19 protein-coding genes and 1 pseudogene are annotated in these 17,230 nt (G+C 48.5%); 14 read left to right on the plus strand and 6 right to left on the minus strand.

Annotation, left to right across the window (positions count from 1 at the left end; translation table 11 throughout):
- Positions 1-39: 39 nt before the first annotated feature.
- Complete coding sequence (locus tag ACXAG2_RS05210) at positions 40-321, plus strand: hypothetical protein (protein WP_119503182.1); 282 nt, start codon at positions 40-42, stop codon at positions 319-321.
- Positions 318-1,634 (plus strand): ABC1 kinase family protein, encoded by a 1,317-nt coding sequence (locus tag ACXAG2_RS05215; RefSeq protein ID WP_474864969.1) that lies wholly within the window; start codon positions 318-320, stop codon positions 1,632-1,634. The genes ACXAG2_RS05210 and ACXAG2_RS05215 overlap by 4 nt, the downstream gene beginning before the upstream one ends.
- Here the strand turns inward: ACXAG2_RS05215 and ACXAG2_RS05220 are convergent.
- Positions 1,628-1,936 carry a DUF6482 family protein gene (locus ACXAG2_RS05220; protein ID WP_303572498.1) on the minus strand — a complete coding sequence of 103 codons (309 nt, stop codon included), beginning with the start codon at positions 1,934-1,936 and terminating at the stop codon, positions 1,628-1,630. The genes ACXAG2_RS05215 and ACXAG2_RS05220 overlap by 7 nt on opposite strands.
- 361 nt (positions 1,937-2,297) lie before the next feature.
- On the opposite strand from ACXAG2_RS05220, the gene ACXAG2_RS05225 reads away from it, so the two are divergent.
- From ACXAG2_RS05225 to ACXAG2_RS05255, 7 genes are all read left to right on the plus strand, one after another.
- A complete protein-coding gene (locus tag ACXAG2_RS05225; RefSeq protein ID WP_474864970.1) occupies positions 2,298-3,146 on the plus strand; it encodes a DUF3014 domain-containing protein in 849 nt (282 codons plus the stop codon).
- Entirely contained in the window at positions 3,136-3,690 is a 555-nt protein-coding gene (locus ACXAG2_RS05230) for a DUF1285 domain-containing protein (RefSeq protein ID WP_474865013.1), read from the plus strand. The genes ACXAG2_RS05225 and ACXAG2_RS05230 overlap by 11 nt, the downstream gene beginning before the upstream one ends.
- 73 nt (positions 3,691-3,763) lie before the next feature.
- Complete coding sequence (locus tag ACXAG2_RS05235; RefSeq protein WP_474864971.1) at positions 3,764-5,047, plus strand: metal-dependent hydrolase family protein; 1,284 nt, start codon at positions 3,764-3,766, stop codon at positions 5,045-5,047.
- Between the two features lie 9 nt (positions 5,048-5,056).
- Positions 5,057-5,641, plus strand: coding sequence for a YqaA family protein (locus tag ACXAG2_RS05240; protein ID WP_474842246.1), 585 nt, complete (start codon positions 5,057-5,059; stop codon positions 5,639-5,641).
- Positions 5,642-5,711: 70 nt separating this feature from the next.
- Complete coding sequence (locus tag ACXAG2_RS05245; RefSeq protein WP_474864972.1) at positions 5,712-6,173, plus strand: hypothetical protein; 462 nt, start codon at positions 5,712-5,714, stop codon at positions 6,171-6,173.
- Between the two features lie 288 nt (positions 6,174-6,461).
- Positions 6,462-6,830 carry a DUF1206 domain-containing protein gene (locus tag ACXAG2_RS05250; protein WP_474864973.1) on the plus strand — a complete coding sequence of 123 codons (369 nt, stop codon included), beginning with the start codon at positions 6,462-6,464 and terminating at the stop codon, positions 6,828-6,830.
- Positions 6,742-7,266, plus strand: coding sequence for a DUF1206 domain-containing protein (locus ACXAG2_RS05255; RefSeq protein ID WP_474864974.1), 525 nt, complete (start codon positions 6,742-6,744; stop codon positions 7,264-7,266). Before ACXAG2_RS05250 ends, ACXAG2_RS05255 begins: the two co-directional genes overlap by 89 nt.
- Positions 7,267-7,317: 51 nt before the next feature.
- On the opposite strand, the gene tusA is transcribed toward ACXAG2_RS05255, so the two are convergent.
- From tusA to ACXAG2_RS05275, 4 genes are all read right to left on the minus strand, one after another.
- A complete protein-coding gene (gene tusA / locus ACXAG2_RS05260) occupies positions 7,318-7,572 on the minus strand; it encodes a sulfurtransferase TusA (protein ID WP_474864975.1) in 255 nt (84 codons plus the stop codon).
- Entirely contained in the window at positions 7,559-8,203 is a 645-nt protein-coding gene (gene pyrE / locus ACXAG2_RS05265) for an orotate phosphoribosyltransferase (protein WP_474864976.1), read from the minus strand. Before pyrE ends, tusA begins: the two co-directional genes overlap by 14 nt.
- A 9-nt stretch (positions 8,204-8,212) precedes the next feature.
- Positions 8,213-8,926 (minus strand): ribonuclease PH, encoded by a 714-nt coding sequence (gene rph / locus ACXAG2_RS05270; protein ID WP_474842253.1) that lies wholly within the window; start codon positions 8,924-8,926, stop codon positions 8,213-8,215.
- 142 nt (positions 8,927-9,068) lie between these two features.
- Positions 9,069-11,042: an alpha/beta hydrolase family protein gene (locus ACXAG2_RS05275; RefSeq protein WP_474864977.1), complete on the minus strand. Its 1,974-nt coding sequence runs from the start codon at positions 11,040-11,042 to the stop codon at positions 9,069-9,071.
- A 242-nt stretch (positions 11,043-11,284) separates the two neighbouring features.
- Here ACXAG2_RS05275 and ACXAG2_RS05280 point away from each other — a divergent pair, with 242 nt between their 5' ends.
- The 5 genes and pseudogenes from ACXAG2_RS05280 to ACXAG2_RS05300 all read left to right on the plus strand — a co-directional run.
- Positions 11,285-12,148: a YicC/YloC family endoribonuclease gene (locus ACXAG2_RS05280; protein WP_474864978.1), complete on the plus strand. Its 864-nt coding sequence runs from the start codon at positions 11,285-11,287 to the stop codon at positions 12,146-12,148.
- A gap of 350 nt (positions 12,149-12,498) precedes the next feature.
- On the plus strand, positions 12,499-13,755 hold the full coding sequence (locus ACXAG2_RS05285) for a tyrosine-type recombinase/integrase (protein WP_474864979.1): 1,257 nt from the start codon (positions 12,499-12,501) through the stop codon (positions 13,753-13,755).
- A 534-nt stretch (positions 13,756-14,289) separates the two neighbouring features.
- Positions 14,290-14,592, plus strand: a complete 303-nt coding sequence (locus ACXAG2_RS05290) for a type II toxin-antitoxin system HigB family toxin (RefSeq protein WP_102309607.1) — start codon at positions 14,290-14,292, stop codon at positions 14,590-14,592.
- A gap of 31 nt (positions 14,593-14,623) precedes the next feature.
- Positions 14,624-14,995: a helix-turn-helix domain-containing protein gene (locus tag ACXAG2_RS05295; protein WP_000354813.1), complete on the plus strand. Its 372-nt coding sequence runs from the start codon at positions 14,624-14,626 to the stop codon at positions 14,993-14,995.
- Positions 14,996-15,020: 25 nt separating this feature from the next.
- Positions 15,021-16,901 (plus strand): annotated as a pseudogene (locus ACXAG2_RS05300) (TOTE conflict system archaeo-eukaryotic primase domain-containing protein); the annotation flags it as partial.
- Positions 16,902-16,995: 94 nt separating this feature from the next.
- On the opposite strand, the gene ACXAG2_RS05305 reads toward ACXAG2_RS05300, so the two are convergent.
- The coding region (locus ACXAG2_RS05305) for an ATP-binding protein (protein WP_474864982.1) at positions 16,996-17,230 on the minus strand (235 nt) is incomplete at its 5' end.

Raw genomic sequence — 17,230 nt, forward strand, 5'->3', positions numbered from 1 at the left:
ATAGTTAACCACACAATTTTCGCGTTACGGGTAAGTGTTATGTCTGAAACGACTCCTCAAACCAACAGCTTCACTGACAAAAAGAATATTATGTGGGTGTTGCTATCCGGCGCTATGGCCATTCTTTTCGTTGCGCTGTTATTTATTCCGGGCGCCACCAGTCCCGACAGCACCCTTTCAATTTATGCCGCCATGCTATGGTGCGGTATTTTCTCCGCTACGGTTTTCCGTTACCTGGGCAAAAACGGCTGGACCGGATTTGCCGCAGGCAGTGCAGCCGGATTCTGCATTCAGCTCCTTTCTGCATTCGTGACACTATGAGCGATGAGCCGGACGGCAAACCCGTCCCCTCTGGCAGGCTTTCGCGGGTATTGGGTCTGGGTTCTCTTGCTGGCCGCATAGCCGGCAATATGGTGACCAGTGGTGCCGGACAATTACTGAAAGGGCAGCGGCCGGCCATGGCTGACTTATTGCTGACCCCGGCCAACATCACCCGCATAGCCGACAAACTGGCCACTATGCGCGGTGCCGCCATGAAAGTAGGGCAACTTATTTCCATGGACGGCGGAGATTTTCTTCCTGAAGAACTGTCCGCAATCCTTGCCCGTCTGCGGGAAGATGCCAGTCCGATGCCCAAAGCCCAGCTTACTGAAGTGCTGAGCAATGCACTGGGTGAAAGCTGGCAGGACAATATGCTGTATTTTTCTTTTGCCCCTGTCGCCGCCGCGTCAATCGGTCAGGTCCATAAAGCCATCACCCCCGACGGGACAATGCTGGCGTTAAAAGTCCAGTACCCCGGCGTACGTGAAAGCATCGACAGTGATGTTGATAATGTGGCCACACTGGTTCGCATGAGTGGCCTCATCCCTAAAACGCTTGATATTGCACCGGTGCTGGAAGAAGCGAAACAGCAACTTAAACAGGAAGCAGACTACCTGCGGGAAGCGTATATGCTGGACACCTACCGTTCCCGTTTGCAGGATGATGACGCGTTTATCGTGCCCTGCAGCTACCCGTCGCTGTGTACTGAAAATGTCCTTGCCATGTCTTTTGAAAAAGGGGATGACATAGAGTCGGTACTGCATCTGGAACAAGACCTGCGTAACGGGATCATGAGCGCACTGATGCGGTTGTTTTTCAGAGAAGTCTTCGATTTTAAACTGATACAGAGCGATCCGAATCTGGCTAATTACCGCTATGACCCCGTTTCCGGAAAAATTATTCTGCTGGATTTCGGTGCCACCAGAGAAATTGCCCCGGCCATGGCTGAAGGATACCGTTCGCTGTTGCGCGCGGCGGCAAACAATGATGCTGACGCCATGCTCAGTGCGGCGCTGTCTATCGGGCTTGTCACCGGGGAGCATACCACTCAGCAGCAAACCAAAGTCGTTGAACTCGGCATGACTGCCTGTGAAGCGATACATGTTGACGGCAGCTATGATTTTGGTAACAGTGACCTGATAATGCGGTTACACAATATGGGTACCGCACTGACGTACCGGGAAAATTTCTGGCATGTGCCGCCGGCAGATGCCCTGTTCATTCACCGTAAACTGGGCGGATTATTCCTGCTGGCCAGACGGTTAAAAGTACAAATGAATCTGCGCCAGATTGCTGCACCCTGGATTCAGTAGGGTAATGCCATAGTGAATGGTAATGCTACAGAATGTGACGCTTTCGGCGGATTGCCAATCATTTCATCGTAGGGGGTGTCATGTTTCATCACCGATTTTTCTACATGACAATGAGCGAACAACTCGCGGATCTGTCCTGCGCTGTAAAAACGCATGGGCTTGTCTTCGTTATCGTAAACCAGTCCTGAACGCTGGCCGATGCAAATAAGTACCAGATATACGTTCATTTCGAATGACTGCACTTCAAGGTAATCAATCACTACAGGGTCGTTTTCGATATCGCGAAAGTAGAATTTGTTCATCGCTGCTCTCCGTTAACCTGTCTGAAGTGTACAAATACCATTCAGAAAGGACTACTTTTACAGACGGAATTCCCATTAAGATGTTGTAATGAAGCGCTCCGTTTTTTCGCATTTTTTCTGGTTATAGCAAAGATAATGCGATCAAAATCAGGCTTTCCCGAGTAGAAAAGTGTTAGAAAAGAGGAATTTGCTATTAGTACGGAACAAATTGATCCATTGATTCTCAAAACAGAGAACACATCTCTGGTAGTATGATAGCCGTACTATCTCAGGACAGTTGAATTCAGCCAATTTCTGAGGCGAATGTCCTGAGGTAGCACGGGTTTATGATCCAGAGGGAACATTACAGGGTGAAAAGTTTATGAGTGATGATTCAGAGAAGAAAACGCTGGCGCCGCATATTTTAATTATCGCGGTGATTGTAGTGGTCATAATTGCAGTGCTGTTGTGGCCGTCGAAGGAAGAACCTGCACCGGTTACCGAGGAAGTGCCGGCAGAAGAAATGCCAGTGCTGCCTGACGAGCCGGACGATTTTCAGCCCGCCCCGCCACCGGAACCGGTAGATATCGCTCCCGTTGACGAGCCGGAACCCATGCCGGAACAACCAGAGCCTGAACCGGAGCCTCTGGATGTGTCGGATAAGGGCGTAGAAGAAGCCTTAAATGCTATTTCAGGTACGGAAGAAGCGAACAACCTGATTGTGAATGAGGGTCTTATCCAGCGCTTTGTTGTTACAGTGACCAATCTGGCCAATGATGAAATGCCGGCGGTCCAGCAGGTACCGTTAACCGCACCGGAGCAAACATTCAAAGTTTACCGTCAGGCTGATAAAGAGTGGATTGATGCCGCCAGCTACAAGCGATACACGCCGTACGTTACCATGATGGAAAGTTTTGATAACGAAGCATTGCTTGATCTGTTTAAGCGCTACAAAGGGGAAATCCAGTCGAAGTATGACGAGATAGGACAGCCCGGCCAGCCGTTTGAATCTGTCGTGGTGGAAGCTATCGATCAACTGCTCGATACCCCGGAAGTACCTGTTCCGGTAGAAGTATACTCGGACTCAGTTGCCTACAAATATGCTGATCCGCAACTGGAAGAACTCAGCACGCCGCAAAAGCAATTGCTGAGAACCGGTCCTGACAATATGCGCCGTATTAAGGCGAAATTACGGGAATTGAAGTCTCTGCTTGCAGACGATGGATTTTAACCGGTTTCAGGCTCAGATAGAGTCGCACCCGTCAGATGACGGGTGCAACCTCCCTCCGGTAGAACAATGGCATCCGCCATTTTGCGGTAACATCGATATGTGCATCACTGCCTCCGGTGAATGGCAATATCAGCAATCTCCTGTTACACGATTATCCCTTGTCAGGCTTTTTTCCTCTGTTTTAGTAAAAGAAAATGACGATTATTTTCTGCTAACGCCGGTGGAGAAAGTCGGTATACAGGTAGAGGATGTGCCTTTTGTTATTGTTCAGTGGGCAATGGAAGATAATCACCTCAGATTAACCACACAAACCGGTGATACATTCACTGTCAGCGCCTCTCATCCCGGCACACTGCGGGCTTCTTTAGACGGCACCTTTTTACCTTACGTGAATGTCCGGCGTAACTTGTGGGCCAGACTTCATCAGAATGTTTACTATCAGTTACTTAACGAAGCTGAGGAAAAAACAGCGCCCGACGGCACCACCCGCTTCACAGTTCAAAGCGGTGACTATGAGCTCATTCTCGGAGAAATCAGCGAATAACCTTTGCCGTACTGGTATCCGCACAGTCATTTCATTACAGTAGAAAACTCACACACTGATAACGATAATGACAATGAAAAAACTCTCTTTATGTATAACAGCCCTGTTGGGACTGAACACTTTACCCCTGCAGGCAGACACCCTCATTCATGCCGGCAACTTATTTTCTGCAACTGACGACTCTCTGCAAAGCCGGATGACAATTGTGGTCGACGGCAACAAGATAACCGCGGTGAAAAAAGGCTATATCAGCGCTGAAGACGGCGACACAGTGATTGATCTTAAAAATCATACTGTAATGCCGGGACTGATGGACATGCACGTTCACCTTTCCTCCCAGCAGGGCCCGTCTTCTTATATGGAACGCTTCACACTCAACGAAGCTGACTACACCCTGAAAGCGGCACACTTTGCTGAGAAAACCCTGTCTGCCGGCTTCACAACTGTGCGTAATCTGGGTGACGGATACAACGAAACCATCGCACTGCGAAAAGCCATTGATAAAGGCCTGGCGCAGGGGCCGCGTATTTTCTCTGCCGGTAAATCGATTGCGACAACCGGCGGACATGCAGATCCCAGTAACGGAATGGCACACAAACTTCGCCCTGATGTCGGACCGGAGGAGGGTGTTATAAACGGCGTTGCAGAAGCTCGCGATGCAGTGCGCCAGCGCTATCAGGATGGTGCTGACGTGATAAAAATCACTGCCACCGGCGGCGTTCTGAGCGTAGCGAAAAGCGGCCAGAATCCGCAGTTCATGGACGATGAACTGGAAGCCATTGTTGCTACAGCTAATGACTACGGCATGACCGTGGCTGTGCATGCTCACGGAAAAGAAGGTATGAAGCGGGCCATTAAAGCCGGTGTGACGTCTATCGAGCATGGTACTTACATGGACGATGAGATCATGGATTTGATGAAAGAACACGGCACCTGGTACACCCCGACTATTCTCGCCGGCGAGTTTGTGGCTCAGAAAGCGAAAATCGACGGATTCTTTCCGGAACTTGTCAGGCCCAAAGCGGCTGCCATCGGCCCGTTGATCCAAAACACCTTCTCCAAAGCGTATAAAGCGGGTGTAAGCATTGTGTTTGGCACTGACAGCGGCGTTTCAGCACACGGCGACAACGCTCAGGAATTTGCACTGATGACAGAAGCCGGCATGCCTGCTGCTGAAGCATTGCGCAGTGCAATGGTTTCACCGGCAAAACTGCTGAATATCAGTGATGAACTCGGCACTATCGAAAGCGGTAAACTGGCCGACATTATTGCGGTTGAAGGTAATCCCCTTGAGGACATCAGGGTGATGGAGAAGGTTGTCTTTGTTATGAAGGACGGGGCAATCTTCAAACAATAACGGAAGATTATGCCCATAACGAAAAAGTTAAAACGTACGACGAAGAAAATGGTGGATTCCAGGCACATGCTGAAAGGCATTACCCTGGCGTCATTTCTGGAATCTACCATCGTACCTGTGCCCCTGGAAGCGATCCTCATACCGCTGATGCAGGCAAGAAGAGAAAAGCTCTGGAGCATTGCCCTGATGGCCACTCTGGGGTGTGTTATTGGTGCATTATTCGGTTATGCGCTGGGGTATTATCTTTTCGATTTAACCGGCGACTGGATCATTAACACCTTTTCTGACCCTGAACAGTTTAAGCAAGTTTCAGCTAAAATGGAGCAGCAGGGGTTCTGGTTTGTACTGACGCTCGGAATTGCCCCCATTCCGTTTCAGATAGCCATGCTGGCAGCGGGTGCAACAAAATACTCCCTGCTGTTGTTCTTACTGGCTACGGTCATCGCCAGGTCCATACGGTATTTTGGTCTGGCACTGGCGGTATATGTTGCCGGAGACAAAGCTGAAGCGTTAATCAGGCGATATAAAACGAAAGCGATACTGGCACTGACTGCTGTCGTGCTGTTGATCTGGTATATCACTACGTTGTTTTAACCGGGCAACAGCGCTAAATTTAATTTGATAATAATTCTCATTTGCATTAATTTTAATTCAGGAGGTGCGTATGATGAAAACCCATTATCTTAGCCCGGAATACTGGAAGTGGCTGCAATCCCACCCGGAGCATGCCCGCAACCATTTTACACAGACCAGTCAATCTGCGCTGGAAAAGGCAAAGTCCGGTGAAATGGAATCCGCCCGCCAGACAGCAGGGGAAGCGTATGAGATCGCGCAGGCGGTATTGCTTTCTTTGCAGGCACCGGAAACCTCCCCGGCCGCACAGAGAAAAGATTTGACCGCTTATGGTGCTGCTGCCATACAGCTTGCACGCAGCCATGCTGCTACAGGGAACATTGAAGATGCTGCCACCTGTCTTGATGCGGCATCACAGCAAATCTATGCGCTGGCCCCGCTGTTTGCATTACACCCTGAGTTACTGACGATGCTGCAACAAATCACGTTTTCACTGCAAAAAGGGCTGGCCTTCTACCAACGACAAACATTATCTTCAAGGGTACTTCACTAGTGACCTTACCGGTGGACAGCCAGTCATCCACAACCATAACGCTGGAAGTGGATATCAGGCTTCTGAAGCATATGCTCCGGCAGAGGATTTTGCACATCAGCGATCTCCGCTGCCAGTCCCATGATGACAAAGTGCGCTTACAGCGGCTCTTACTTCAGGCCATCACGGAAAGCCATTAATTTTAGCATCAGATAAATCGCTATCAGCGGTTATTAGCGTATTCAAATAATATTGGAAAAAGCTTGCGGGTTTTCCCCTGTCAGCGTAACGAATACCGGATACGATACTGTGATCGCTTCAACCACTATCAGCTATATTGCCCGCGCCGGATATGGTGCAAAAACCGTTGTTTATATTCTTCTTGGTATTTTCGTTATAACCACAGCATTTACTTTCCTTCAGTCTGAAGAACCCACTCAGGACAATGTTTTCAGAACACTCCTGGAGCAGCCTTTTGGATGGTATCTGCTCGCCGGCGTAGTATGCGGGCTCGTCTGCTATATGTTATGGCGTCTTATTCAGGCCTTTCTGAATACCGAGAACCTGGAGATGTCAAAAAGCCGGCGATGTGATCACCAGAGCTTTCTTTGTATTATCAGCGACGATTTACGGAGTCGGGGCCTGGGGTGCAATCAGAGTACTGATTGGTACCGGTAATTCAGAGAAAGACAGCAGTAAACAGGTTTCACAGGAATTAATGCAGCAGGCGTGGGGAGAATGGCTGGTTGCTGCCATCGGTACGGGTATTCTGATATTTTCTTTCATCCAGCTAAAGCATGCCTGTAAAGCCGATTTCATGGAAAAATTTAATACTCATCATATGCGGGACAGTGAGATTCATATCAGCCGTATTGCCGGCAGACTCGGCTATCTCGCGAGGGGTGTTGTTTACATTCTGGTAGGTGCTTTTTTTATTCAGGCGGCAATTGAACTGGATCCGTCAGAGGCAGGTGGAATTAAAGAAGCATTCAGTACTATTTTAAATCAGCGGTACGGGCAGTATGGACTTGCTGCGACAGGTGCCGGCATAGCCATGTTTGGCATTTTCTGTGGTTTTGAAACAATTTACCGCACCACGCCGGGAAACCGGTAACAAAAAGCCGGCGTATCACCGGCTTTAAAAACTGTTTGTATGAGATAACGGCTACAGCCCTTTCTTAATCAGAAACTGATAAGGCAATGCTTCAGTCTGGCTTGCCACCAGCGTGTGCTGCATAAACCGGCAAAACCCCGGGATATCCCGCTCTGTTGCCGGATCATCTGCGGTGATCAGAACCGTTTCACCTTCTTGCATTTTCCGCACTTTCAGACGCACCATCATCACAGGTTCCGGGCAACGGAGGCCCTGTGTGTCCAGTTCGTGGTCCGGGCTGGCGAAGAGGGAATTATCCGATCCCATATGACTCACGGTACTGACGGATTGACGCCATGTGCTCTGCGTGAGCGCCGGTTTCTTCCAGATAAGCAATTACGTCATTCAGAGACACGATGGAAACAACCTGTGTACCAAAATCACGTTCCACTTCCTGAATAGCAGACAGCTCGCCTTTACCCCGTTCCTGGCGATCCAGCGCAATCAGTACACCGGCCAGAGAGGCACCGTTCTGAGCAATAAGCTCCATTGACTCACGGATAGCTGTTCCGGCAGTGATCACATCATCCACCAGCATAATACGGCCTTCCAGCGGGCTGCCAACAAGATTACCGCCTTCACCGTGATCTTTCGCTTCCTTACGGTTAAAACAGTAAGGCACATCCATATCATGATGATCAGCTAAGGCTACTGCTGTGGTTGTGGCAATAGGGATCCCTTTGTAAGCAGGGCCAAACAATTCATCGAAGGCTATGCCGGAATCCGACAGTGCTGCCGCGTAGTAACGACCCAATTTGGCCAGATCGCCACCTTTGTTGAACAACCCGGCATTAAAGAAGTAAGGACTTGTACGGCCTGACTTCAGGGTAAACTCGCCAAATTTCAGCACGCCACGGGCGATGGCAAACTCAATAAACTCTCTTTTAAACGCTTTCATCTGCTCTCCTTACGCAAGAGCCGCTTTCTGAACATCAAACAGTTCACGCAGACCGTGCTTAGCGATATCCAGCATTTCGTGCATTTCATCAAAGGAGAACGGTTCGCCCTCCGCGGTACCCTGGATCTCAATCAGCTTGCCGGTTTCGGTCATTACTACGTTCATGTCGGTTTCGGCTGCTGAATCTTCGGTATACTCCAGGTCAGCAATTGGCGTACCTTCGTAAATACCCACAGACAATGCTGCTACCATGAATTTCAGCGGGTTAGTTTTGATAATGCCTTTAGCACGCATGAAGGTAAGGGCATCTACCAGTGCAACACAGGCACCAGTAATAGAGGCGGTTCGTGTTCCGCCGTCAGCCTGAATAACGTCACAATCCAGTGTTATTGTGTTTTCACCAAGCAGTTTCAGATCAAGTGCCGCACGCAAAGAGCGGGCGATCAGGCGCTGAATTTCAAGGGTGCGGCCGCCTTGTTTACCCCGTGCTGCTTCACGCTGGCTGCGGGTATGCGTTGCCCGCGGCAGCATGCTGTATTCAGCCGTTACCCAGCCCTTTCCCTGCCCCTTCATAAAACGCGGTACACCTTCTTCCACCGTCGCAGTGCAAAGTACCTTGGTATTACCGAATTCGACTAAAACCGAACCTTCAGCATGACAAGTGTAATTGCGGGTAATCGTAACGGGACGGATCTGACTGGCGGTTCTGCCGCTTGGACGCATAGGAGTCTCCTGAGAAAAGGTCATAAATCTGTATTTTTTAACAGGCGCAAGTATAGCGTAAATACACCGGCAAATTGAATCCGGCGGGAAGGGAATTAAGGCGTAAAAAAGTAAAACGCCGCATAAATGCGGCGTTATCAGATTATTTTAATGTTTCAGAGAGGAAATTCACGACCTTCTGATAGTACTCGCCGCGGTTGGTTTCATCATAGAAACCATGTGTTTCCGAGTCTTTCACGAACCACTCATAGGATTTGCCAGCTTTGTCCAGGGCACTTTTCAGACGTTCGGCGTGCTCAAGGGGAACCCGGCGGTCACGGGCACCATGGGCAATAAGTACCGGACCGGACAGTTTGCTCACGTGGGTCACAGGGGAAAACGCGGTTAACTGAGCGGGGTCAGTACCCAGCACTTTTTCCAGATACGCATCACCGGTGAGGAATTCAGTAATGTCACCTTTCTCCAGTGCCAGATTCAGATCATAGACGCCGGCATTAGCAACGGCACACTTAAACAGGTCAGGGGCGAGTTCTGCAGACATGACCGCAGAATAGCCGCCAAAGCTGCCGCCCATGATACACACTTTGTCTTTATCGATATGTCCCTGAGAAATGATGTAGCGTGTACCGTCGATTATATCCTGCTGAATATCGTCACCCCAATGCTTGTAGCCGGCAGCCTGATAATCGCCGCCATAGCCACCGGAACCACGGTAGTTCACCTGAAGAACGGCATAACCTTCGTTCGCCAGTAACTGAACTTCACGGTCAAACCACCATAAATCACGTACATAGTGCGGACCGCCATGAACAAGCGTTACCAGAGGAACTTTCTGTCCCTGTTTCATCGTAACAGGGTAGGTAACGAAACCGTGAATTTTCATTCCGTCTGACGCTTCAAAACTCACCGGTTTGGTTTCAGAGAAGTCGTTTACGGAAATGTGTTCGAGGTTAGCGAACAGCTGGCTCAGGCTATTGGCAGATTTGTTGTAAAGATAATAGGTACCGGCATCAATATCGCTGGTGGCATAGATGAGCCACAAATTGCCGTCTGCTGAACGGCTGACCATATTCACGTTGTAACCCGGCAGGGCACCCAGCAAGTCTTTAAAGATTCCGGCTTCTTCTCCGGCACTGTCGAAAACCATGTACGCCGGCATACCGTCATCCACGCGGATAGCATAGGCAGAGGACTTATCGGTTGTCAGATTTACCTGAGACAAAGACACTACATCATCGGTGTATATTTCTTTTCGCTCACCGGTCTTGAGATTCATCCGGAAAAGGCCGACTTTGTCCTGTTCGAAATTATCCAGGTAAATCACTTCCGTGGCATCTTCGTTCAGAGATACCGGATGGAAAGCCTGCCCGAATTGCTCACTGATTTCTTCCCAGTCATCGCCTTTACGACGAAAAATAAGCGTATCGTCATTCTTATTTGTGCCGGTTGCCATGATCAGGTTACCACTGTCATCAGTAAAAATGTCAGATTGTGGCGCGGGCGCATAAGCCTTGGCGGGGTACAATTTGCCGCTGTAAACGTTCAGACGGTGAATTGATGCGATGCTGTCGTAGCTGGCAGAAAGACGCTGAACGAAACCAATCCGGTCTACGTTCATCGGCTCTGATGCAATCAGGATCTCATTGTCGTTATCCGGCATCGTACTGATCACGCGGGCCCAGCCATCTACGCTTTTCTTTCTTTTAATCCGGGTATTCTGACGCTCTTCGACGTTGAATCCATAGATAATCTCGCCGTTAGTACCGTCGTAATTAATAGCGTAAAGTTCGCCCCAGAACTGAGGTTCAGATTGCCATGGCTCTTTACGCCAGATTTCCATTACCAGGCGATCATTATTCGCCCAGTAAAAGGTACCGACCTCATTTCCCCCGCGCATGGCCATTCCGCCAACCGTTGAGAAATCTTTCATGTCCAGCACGGCAAGGTTTCTGATGCCATCCTGCACAACCACGATGGCCAGACGATCTCCGTCAGGTGATATTTTGGCATCTGCGTAAATAGCATTTTTAGCTATGTCCTGCGGTGTGAAAGCCGCAAAAGCAGAAAAAGAAAGGAACAAAAATGCGACCAGCGCACCTAATTTCTTATACGACATGTGGGTCATCCCTGAGTAAACATACTTCTGATAATGAGGCATTATCTCTGAAATCAGAATCCATTAAATGTAACAAATTTATCCGGTAACAGAATAGCCAGCAACACAGTTACAGGCAAGCAGGGACGATCAAAACCTGTCTGAACCTTGTACTAAAGTATGAACACAGTGAACATTACCACTGACAACCCGGTGATTCCTGCGTAGACTTACGCATAAATCCATACGGAGATTGAAAATTTATGATTTACAGCATGACCGCGTTTGCCCGCAGTGAAGTGAAAAAAGACTGGGGAACAGCCGTGTGGGAAGTCCGCTCGGTGAACCAGCGTTTTCTGGAAACTTACTTCCGTTTGCCTGAACAATTCCGGGCACTGGAACCGGTGCTCCGTGAGCGCTTTCGCAAGCGTTTACAGCGGGGAAAGGTAGAGTGCGCGCTGCGTTTCAGCGCTAACGATGCCGCTGTAACCAAACTCACGCTTAACGAGGCACTTGCGAAAGAAGTCATGCATGCTGCAGACTGGGTGCAGTCACACGGTCAGTCCACCGGAGTTAACCCCCTTGATATCCTGCGCTGGCCCGGCGTTATCGCTGCCGAAGAAGCCGATATGGATGCCATTCAGGCGGATATTCTGGCGGCATTTGACGAGACCCTTACTCAGTTCATCGAAGCCCGCGCCACCGAAGGGGATGCGCTTAAAGCACTTATTGAACAGCGCATGGACGGCATTGAAAAAGAAGCCGCAGCAGTTGCTGAAAAAATGCCGGCTATTGTTGAGTGGCAGCGTGAAAAGATTCAGTCCCGTTTTGAAGAAGCCAAAGTAGAACTTGATCCCACCCGCTTCGAGCAGGAAATGGTCATGCTGGCGCAAAAAATTGATGTGGCAGAAGAACTCGACCGCCTGAATGCTCACGTAAAAGAAACCCGTAATATCCTGAAAAAAGGCGGCGCCTGCGGCCGTCGTCTGGATTTCATGATGCAGGAATTCAACCGTGAGTCGAATACACTGGGTTCCAAGTCAATAAACTCAGAAATCACTCAATCAGCTGTTGAGCTGAAAGTGCTGATTGAGCAGATGCGCGAACAGATTCAAAACATCGAATAGTTTTTTTACCCGTCCAAAAATGTCTTAAATGCCCTGTTATTTGCTTGTAAATACAGGGCTTTTTTATTTTCCCCGTCCAAATCGGTTTGCAGATGTCCGTTATCAGTTGCTGTTTAAGTGGTGGGCAAAATGGTGGGCAAGACCTGTTTTTTTGACTCAATAAGCAAAAAGTCAAGGTATCTGGTGAGCAGATTTTTGCATCTATCTCACCACCGCCTTATGCCATCCCCACTTATCGTGCTGCTTGCAGATTGTTCAATCACTCAACTATCGAACCAATCGATAAACAAACAGTGGTGGCAATGGTGAGCAAATTTTAACGATTTCTTAGGAATATAGAGTAACAAACGATGGCAAAACTAACCGCAACTCAGGTGCAATCTTATGCTCGCACCGCAGCAGCAAACAAAAAATACAGTGATGGTAATGGCCTATATTTTTGCGTAAGAAAATCTGGCATGCCGTATTGGATGCTAAGGTATACCAGCCTAAATGGACGACGAGAAGCCACGCTCGGTCAATATCCAAGTATGACCTTAGCAGAGGCTCGACTTGAATCGTCTAAAATGCAGCTACAACTTCAGCAAGGTGAAGATCCATTAGCAATTCGCGCTATTGAAACCATCCCAGAGATCCAAAATGTCAGCCAGCTGTTTCAAGACTGGTATGCCAAAGACTTAAGTCGCCGGTTAAAGCACCCCAATATACCCAAACGTGTTTTTACCAAAGAGATTGCACCCGTGATTGGTCAACTCCCTATCCAAGCCGTGCGTCCCACACATGTACGTGAAGTATTAGAGCGCATTCGAGAAAGTAACCGACCTACCATTGCCAACGATACCTTGATGTACATGAAGCAGCTGTTTCGACATGCGATAAAGCTCGACTTAACGCTGAATAACCCAGCCGCAGCATTTACCGTGGACGATGCCGGTGGCGTGGAGTCCAGTAAAGACCGGATGCTTAGCAAAGAGGAAATTCACTACGCCTTCAGCGTGTTTCATACCCATATCAATAGCTTTGGCCGCGACAACTACCTCGCTTGCTGCCTGTTTTTGGTGTTGGGCGTGCGCAAAAGCGAACTGTGCGAAGCCATGTGGCGTGAAATGGATTTAACCACAGGCGTATGGGACCTGCCCAAAGAGCGCAGTAAAACTGGCGTGCCGATCAGCATCCCCTTACTGCGCCAAGCCATTACCTGGTTTAACGAGCTGCAAGTCCGTGCTTGTGGATCGCCTTATGTTTTCCCGGCCAGACGAGCAAGCCATCGTCCGCATATGGGGCCAGATACGCTGAATCGTGCCATTTCTAAGCTGTTTGGTCGCGAGCCTGGGCGCAAAAAGCAGCCACCCAATAAAATGGGCAAGCTTGAACACTTCACCGTACACGATTTGCGCCGCACCTTTCGCAGCCTTGCCGCCTCTTTGGGCATTGCAGGCAACGTGGCCGAACGCTGTCTTAACCATAAGCTAAAAGGTGTTGAGGGCATCTACGACCGACACGATTACTTTGAAGAGCGCCGTATTGCCCATCAAACCGTAGCTGATGTGATCGAACCACTGGTGAACTTTGAGCCCGCTTCACAGCACAACACAGGAGGGCGTTAACATACAATTTATGATGCGACTCGCCCCCATTACCTTTCCAATAGCCATACTGGCAAGCCTTGGCTGGTGTATTGGCATTTCCCTACTCGAACAGCCTCATGGCATAGGTTATGCACTTACTCGATATTGCCTGACGACATTGGTGGTTCTCGCCCCGTGGCTGACGCTAAAACTCACGTTCTACGTGATTGTCAGCCTAGGACGTAAACTAGGACTCATCCCGCCTGCACGCCAAACGTATAGCCTAGGTTATGAAGAATCACTCTATTGGTTCAGAGTATTGGCCTTTTTCGATGGCAAACGCAGCCGCATGCCAAAAAAGCCAATCAGGCGAAACTAGCAGCCCTCATTTACTCACTTACCGTGGGCAGTTGGGACAATGGGGCAACACTTGATACCACAAGCTTTAGAAGGTGAATAAGAGGAACTTGAACCGCCCCAAGGAATGGGGCAATCGGGGATGCGGTAACAACACCTAACCGCATCAAGAATACCAAACTTGCAAAAGTCCCAAATTGGGACTAACATCTATTTATGAGAATTATCGCATTATCAACCTTAAAAACATTTTGGGAAGACAGCCCAGAATACATTGACGCTAAAGAGCCAACGTTAGCGTGGTATAGGCATGCATTAAACGCTGATTGGGGAGCACCGGCGGATGTGAAACAGGACTTTAGAAATGCCAGCATCCTCAAAGATGGACGTGTCGTGTTTAACATTGCCGGTAATAAATACCGGTTAGTCGTTTGGATCAATTATGCCTACAAAGTGGTTTATATACGGTTTATAGGCAGCCATGCACAATACGACAAAATTGATGTGCAAACGATTTGAAGCCAAAAGGTAGTAACAAGAGGTAAATATAATGGACATCAGACCTATTAAAACAGATGCCGACTACCGCGCGGCATTAAACGACATCGAAAACCTAATGATGGCGGAGCCAGATACCATTGAAGGCGAAAAGCTGGACATTTTGGTTACGTTAGTCGAGGCCTACGAAGCAAAGCATTTTCCAATGGATTTGCCAGACCCTGTTGAGGCAATAAAGTTTGAGATGGAGCGCAAAGGCTTAACGGTTAAAGATCTTGAACCCATGATAGGTAAAAGCAATCGTGTTTATGAAATCCTAAACCATAAGCGATCACTCACGCTAAAAATGATTTGGAAACTTCATGAAGGGTTAGGTATTCCAGCAGAGTCGCTGATCAAGCCACCGCAAGTTCGCGCTTCATAGTGCTTCGATTCAAAATTAGTTTGTTATGAATGATGCTCGCTACCCAAACATTTCTGCTATTGATAACAGGCTAGCTGAGCTTGAAAACGAAAAGCAGCAGCTTCTCGCATTAAGAAAGGCTTTGCGTAGCGCTCAAAACGAGCGTTCAGTACAGACATTCACGCCAGCACAAAAGGTCGCCCTATTCAGACAACGATTTCGTGGACGAGAGGATATCTTTGCCAATCGTTGGCAAAACCAACAGGGTCGCAGTGGCTATTCCGTAGCTTGTGATAATGAGTGGGTAAGTGGACTATGCAACAAACCCCGCATTAAATGCCAAGACTGTTCACACCGAAAGTTTAGCGAATTAAACGAGCACATTATTTACAGGCACCTTGCCGGTCATCAAGTGGTTGGTCTATATCCACTACTTAAAGATAATTCGTGCTATTTGTTGGCAGCCGATTTTGACAAAGGCTGTTGGCAAGAAGAAGTCAAAGCAATGTCTAAAGCATGCCAAGAGTTTGATATTCCGCACGCGATAGAAATCTCGCGCTCTGGCAACGGGGCACACTTATGGATCTTTTTTGACACCAATATCCCCGCTAACCAGGCTCGGGCACTGGGTTTCGCTTTGCTTGATAAAGCCATGGAAATATTTCCAAATCTTTCGTTTGACTCCTATGACAGGCTCTTTCCTAACCAAGATGTCCTTCCTGAAGGCGGTTTTGGTAATCTCATTGCGCTACCACTTCAAAAGGAAGCTCGCCTTTCAGGCCGTAGTTGCTTTGTTGACAGTGACCTGAATGCGATTGACGATCAATGGCAGTACCTTGCTGAGCTTAAAACGCTCACGCAATCGAGTATTGAACAACTCATAACAACCATTTCACCCGACACCCTATTACTGTCCGAACAAGGGCTAACAGATAACCGCCCACCTTGGGAAATCACAGCCAAAGCCACACCAATAAAATTAGAGTCTTTGCCGAAAAACGTGACTATTACCTTGGCCAACCATATCTACTTTTTGATGAGCGAGTTACCTGGGCCACTACTGGCAGGACTAAAGCGATTAGCGAGTTTTTCTAATCCTGTGTTTTTTAAAACACAAGCGTTGCGCTTTTCAACCCATGGCATTCCGAGGTTTATTTCCTGTGCTCGTATTGAAAACGGTTATCTAGCACTACCGCGAGGCTGTCTCGATGACGCGATTGCTTTGCTACAAGAGCAAAATATTTCGCCACTATTTGACGATAAGCGTGAAAACGGCAAACCATTATTAAAACTTACCCCTGAGTTCACTTTGCGAAAGAATCAGCGAGACGCAGTGGCCGCAATAACCAAACATGACTTCGGTATTTTGCATGCGCCGACCGCATTTGGAAAAACGGTTACAGCCATTGGTATGATCGTAAAACGCAAAGTAAATACCCTCATACTGGTTCATAGCCGACAACTGCTTGAACAGTGGCAAGAGCGCTTGCGCACGTTCCTACCCGAAGTAACCATTGGCAGTATAGGCGGGGGTAAAAGAAAGCCGAGTGGCATTATCGACATTGCCACCTACCAAAGCCTGGTCAATAAAAAAGACAACTCTATCTCCCCTCTCATCCAAGACTACGGCCACATTATTGTTGACGAATGCCACCATCTATCTGCGCCTAGGTTTGAAATGGTACTCAACGAGGTAAGAGCAAAATATGTATTGGGCCTAACAGCAACACCAGAACGACAAGATGGTCATCAAAAGATCATTTTTATGACAGCAGGGTCAATTCGCTACAAAGTGAAACAAAGCCCTGATGAGCAATTTACTCAAATCGTGATGATTCATCAGCTCTACGATATACCGCCGGCTGAGCTAATAAAAACAGATGAGCGCCCAAAAATAAGCGATGCCTACCGCTGGCTCGTCGATAACGTGCGTATTCCGTTTTACTTGAACAGCCATTCCGGTTTTATTTGAACACCTCAGATCAACGCATCGTTGGCTAGCTGATTTTTACCTTAAGTGTTCAAGTGGCGTCAACGGTCGCCAGTGTTTTTCTCATTGACTCTCCTTTCAGTTTTATCCGGTGAGCGTTGTGCATCAGGCGGTCGAGGATGGCATCAGCCAGCGTGTTATCACCGATGGATTGATACCACTGGTCAGTAGGTAGCTGGCTGATGAGGATGGTTGAGCTGCTGCCGTGGCGGTCATCCATGATTTCCATCAGGTCGTTGCGTTGAGCCGCGTTAAGCGGCTCCAGT

It is taken from the genome of Alteromonas sp. ABH4_456, assembly GCF_056160645.1.

What these genes read in the sequence shown, in the direction of transcription:
- ACXAG2_RS05210 (WP_119503182.1), top strand. Translation starts at nt 40, where the DNA reads ATGTCTGAAACGACTCCTCAAACCAACAGCTTCACTGACAAAAAGAAT.
- ACXAG2_RS05215 (WP_474864969.1), top strand. Translation starts at nt 318, where the DNA reads ATGAGCGATGAGCCGGACGGCAAACCCGTCCCCTCTGGCAGGCTTTCG.
- ACXAG2_RS05220 (WP_303572498.1), bottom strand. Translation starts at nt 1,936, where the DNA reads ATGAACAAATTCTACTTTCGCGATATCGAAAACGACCCTGTAGTGATT.
- ACXAG2_RS05225 (WP_474864970.1), top strand. Translation starts at nt 2,298, where the DNA reads ATGAGTGATGATTCAGAGAAGAAAACGCTGGCGCCGCATATTTTAATT.
- ACXAG2_RS05230 (WP_474865013.1), top strand. Translation starts at nt 3,136, where the DNA reads ATGGATTTTAACCGGTTTCAGGCTCAGATAGAGTCGCACCCGTCAGAT.
- ACXAG2_RS05235 (WP_474864971.1), top strand. Translation starts at nt 3,764, where the DNA reads ATGAAAAAACTCTCTTTATGTATAACAGCCCTGTTGGGACTGAACACT.
- ACXAG2_RS05240 (WP_474842246.1), top strand. Translation starts at nt 5,057, where the DNA reads ATGCCCATAACGAAAAAGTTAAAACGTACGACGAAGAAAATGGTGGAT.
- ACXAG2_RS05245 (WP_474864972.1), top strand. Translation starts at nt 5,712, where the DNA reads ATGATGAAAACCCATTATCTTAGCCCGGAATACTGGAAGTGGCTGCAA.
- tusA (WP_474864975.1), bottom strand. Translation starts at nt 7,572, where the DNA reads ATGGGATCGGATAATTCCCTCTTCGCCAGCCCGGACCACGAACTGGAC.
- pyrE (WP_474864976.1), bottom strand. Translation starts at nt 8,203, where the DNA reads ATGAAAGCGTTTAAAAGAGAGTTTATTGAGTTTGCCATCGCCCGTGGC.
- rph (WP_474842253.1), bottom strand. Translation starts at nt 8,926, where the DNA reads ATGCGTCCAAGCGGCAGAACCGCCAGTCAGATCCGTCCCGTTACGATT.
- ACXAG2_RS05275 (WP_474864977.1), bottom strand. Translation starts at nt 11,042, where the DNA reads ATGTCGTATAAGAAATTAGGTGCGCTGGTCGCATTTTTGTTCCTTTCT.
- ACXAG2_RS05280 (WP_474864978.1), top strand. Translation starts at nt 11,285, where the DNA reads ATGATTTACAGCATGACCGCGTTTGCCCGCAGTGAAGTGAAAAAAGAC.
- ACXAG2_RS05285 (WP_474864979.1), top strand. Translation starts at nt 12,499, where the DNA reads ATGGCAAAACTAACCGCAACTCAGGTGCAATCTTATGCTCGCACCGCA.
- ACXAG2_RS05290 (WP_102309607.1), top strand. Translation starts at nt 14,290, where the DNA reads ATGAGAATTATCGCATTATCAACCTTAAAAACATTTTGGGAAGACAGC.
- ACXAG2_RS05295 (WP_000354813.1), top strand. Translation starts at nt 14,624, where the DNA reads ATGGACATCAGACCTATTAAAACAGATGCCGACTACCGCGCGGCATTA.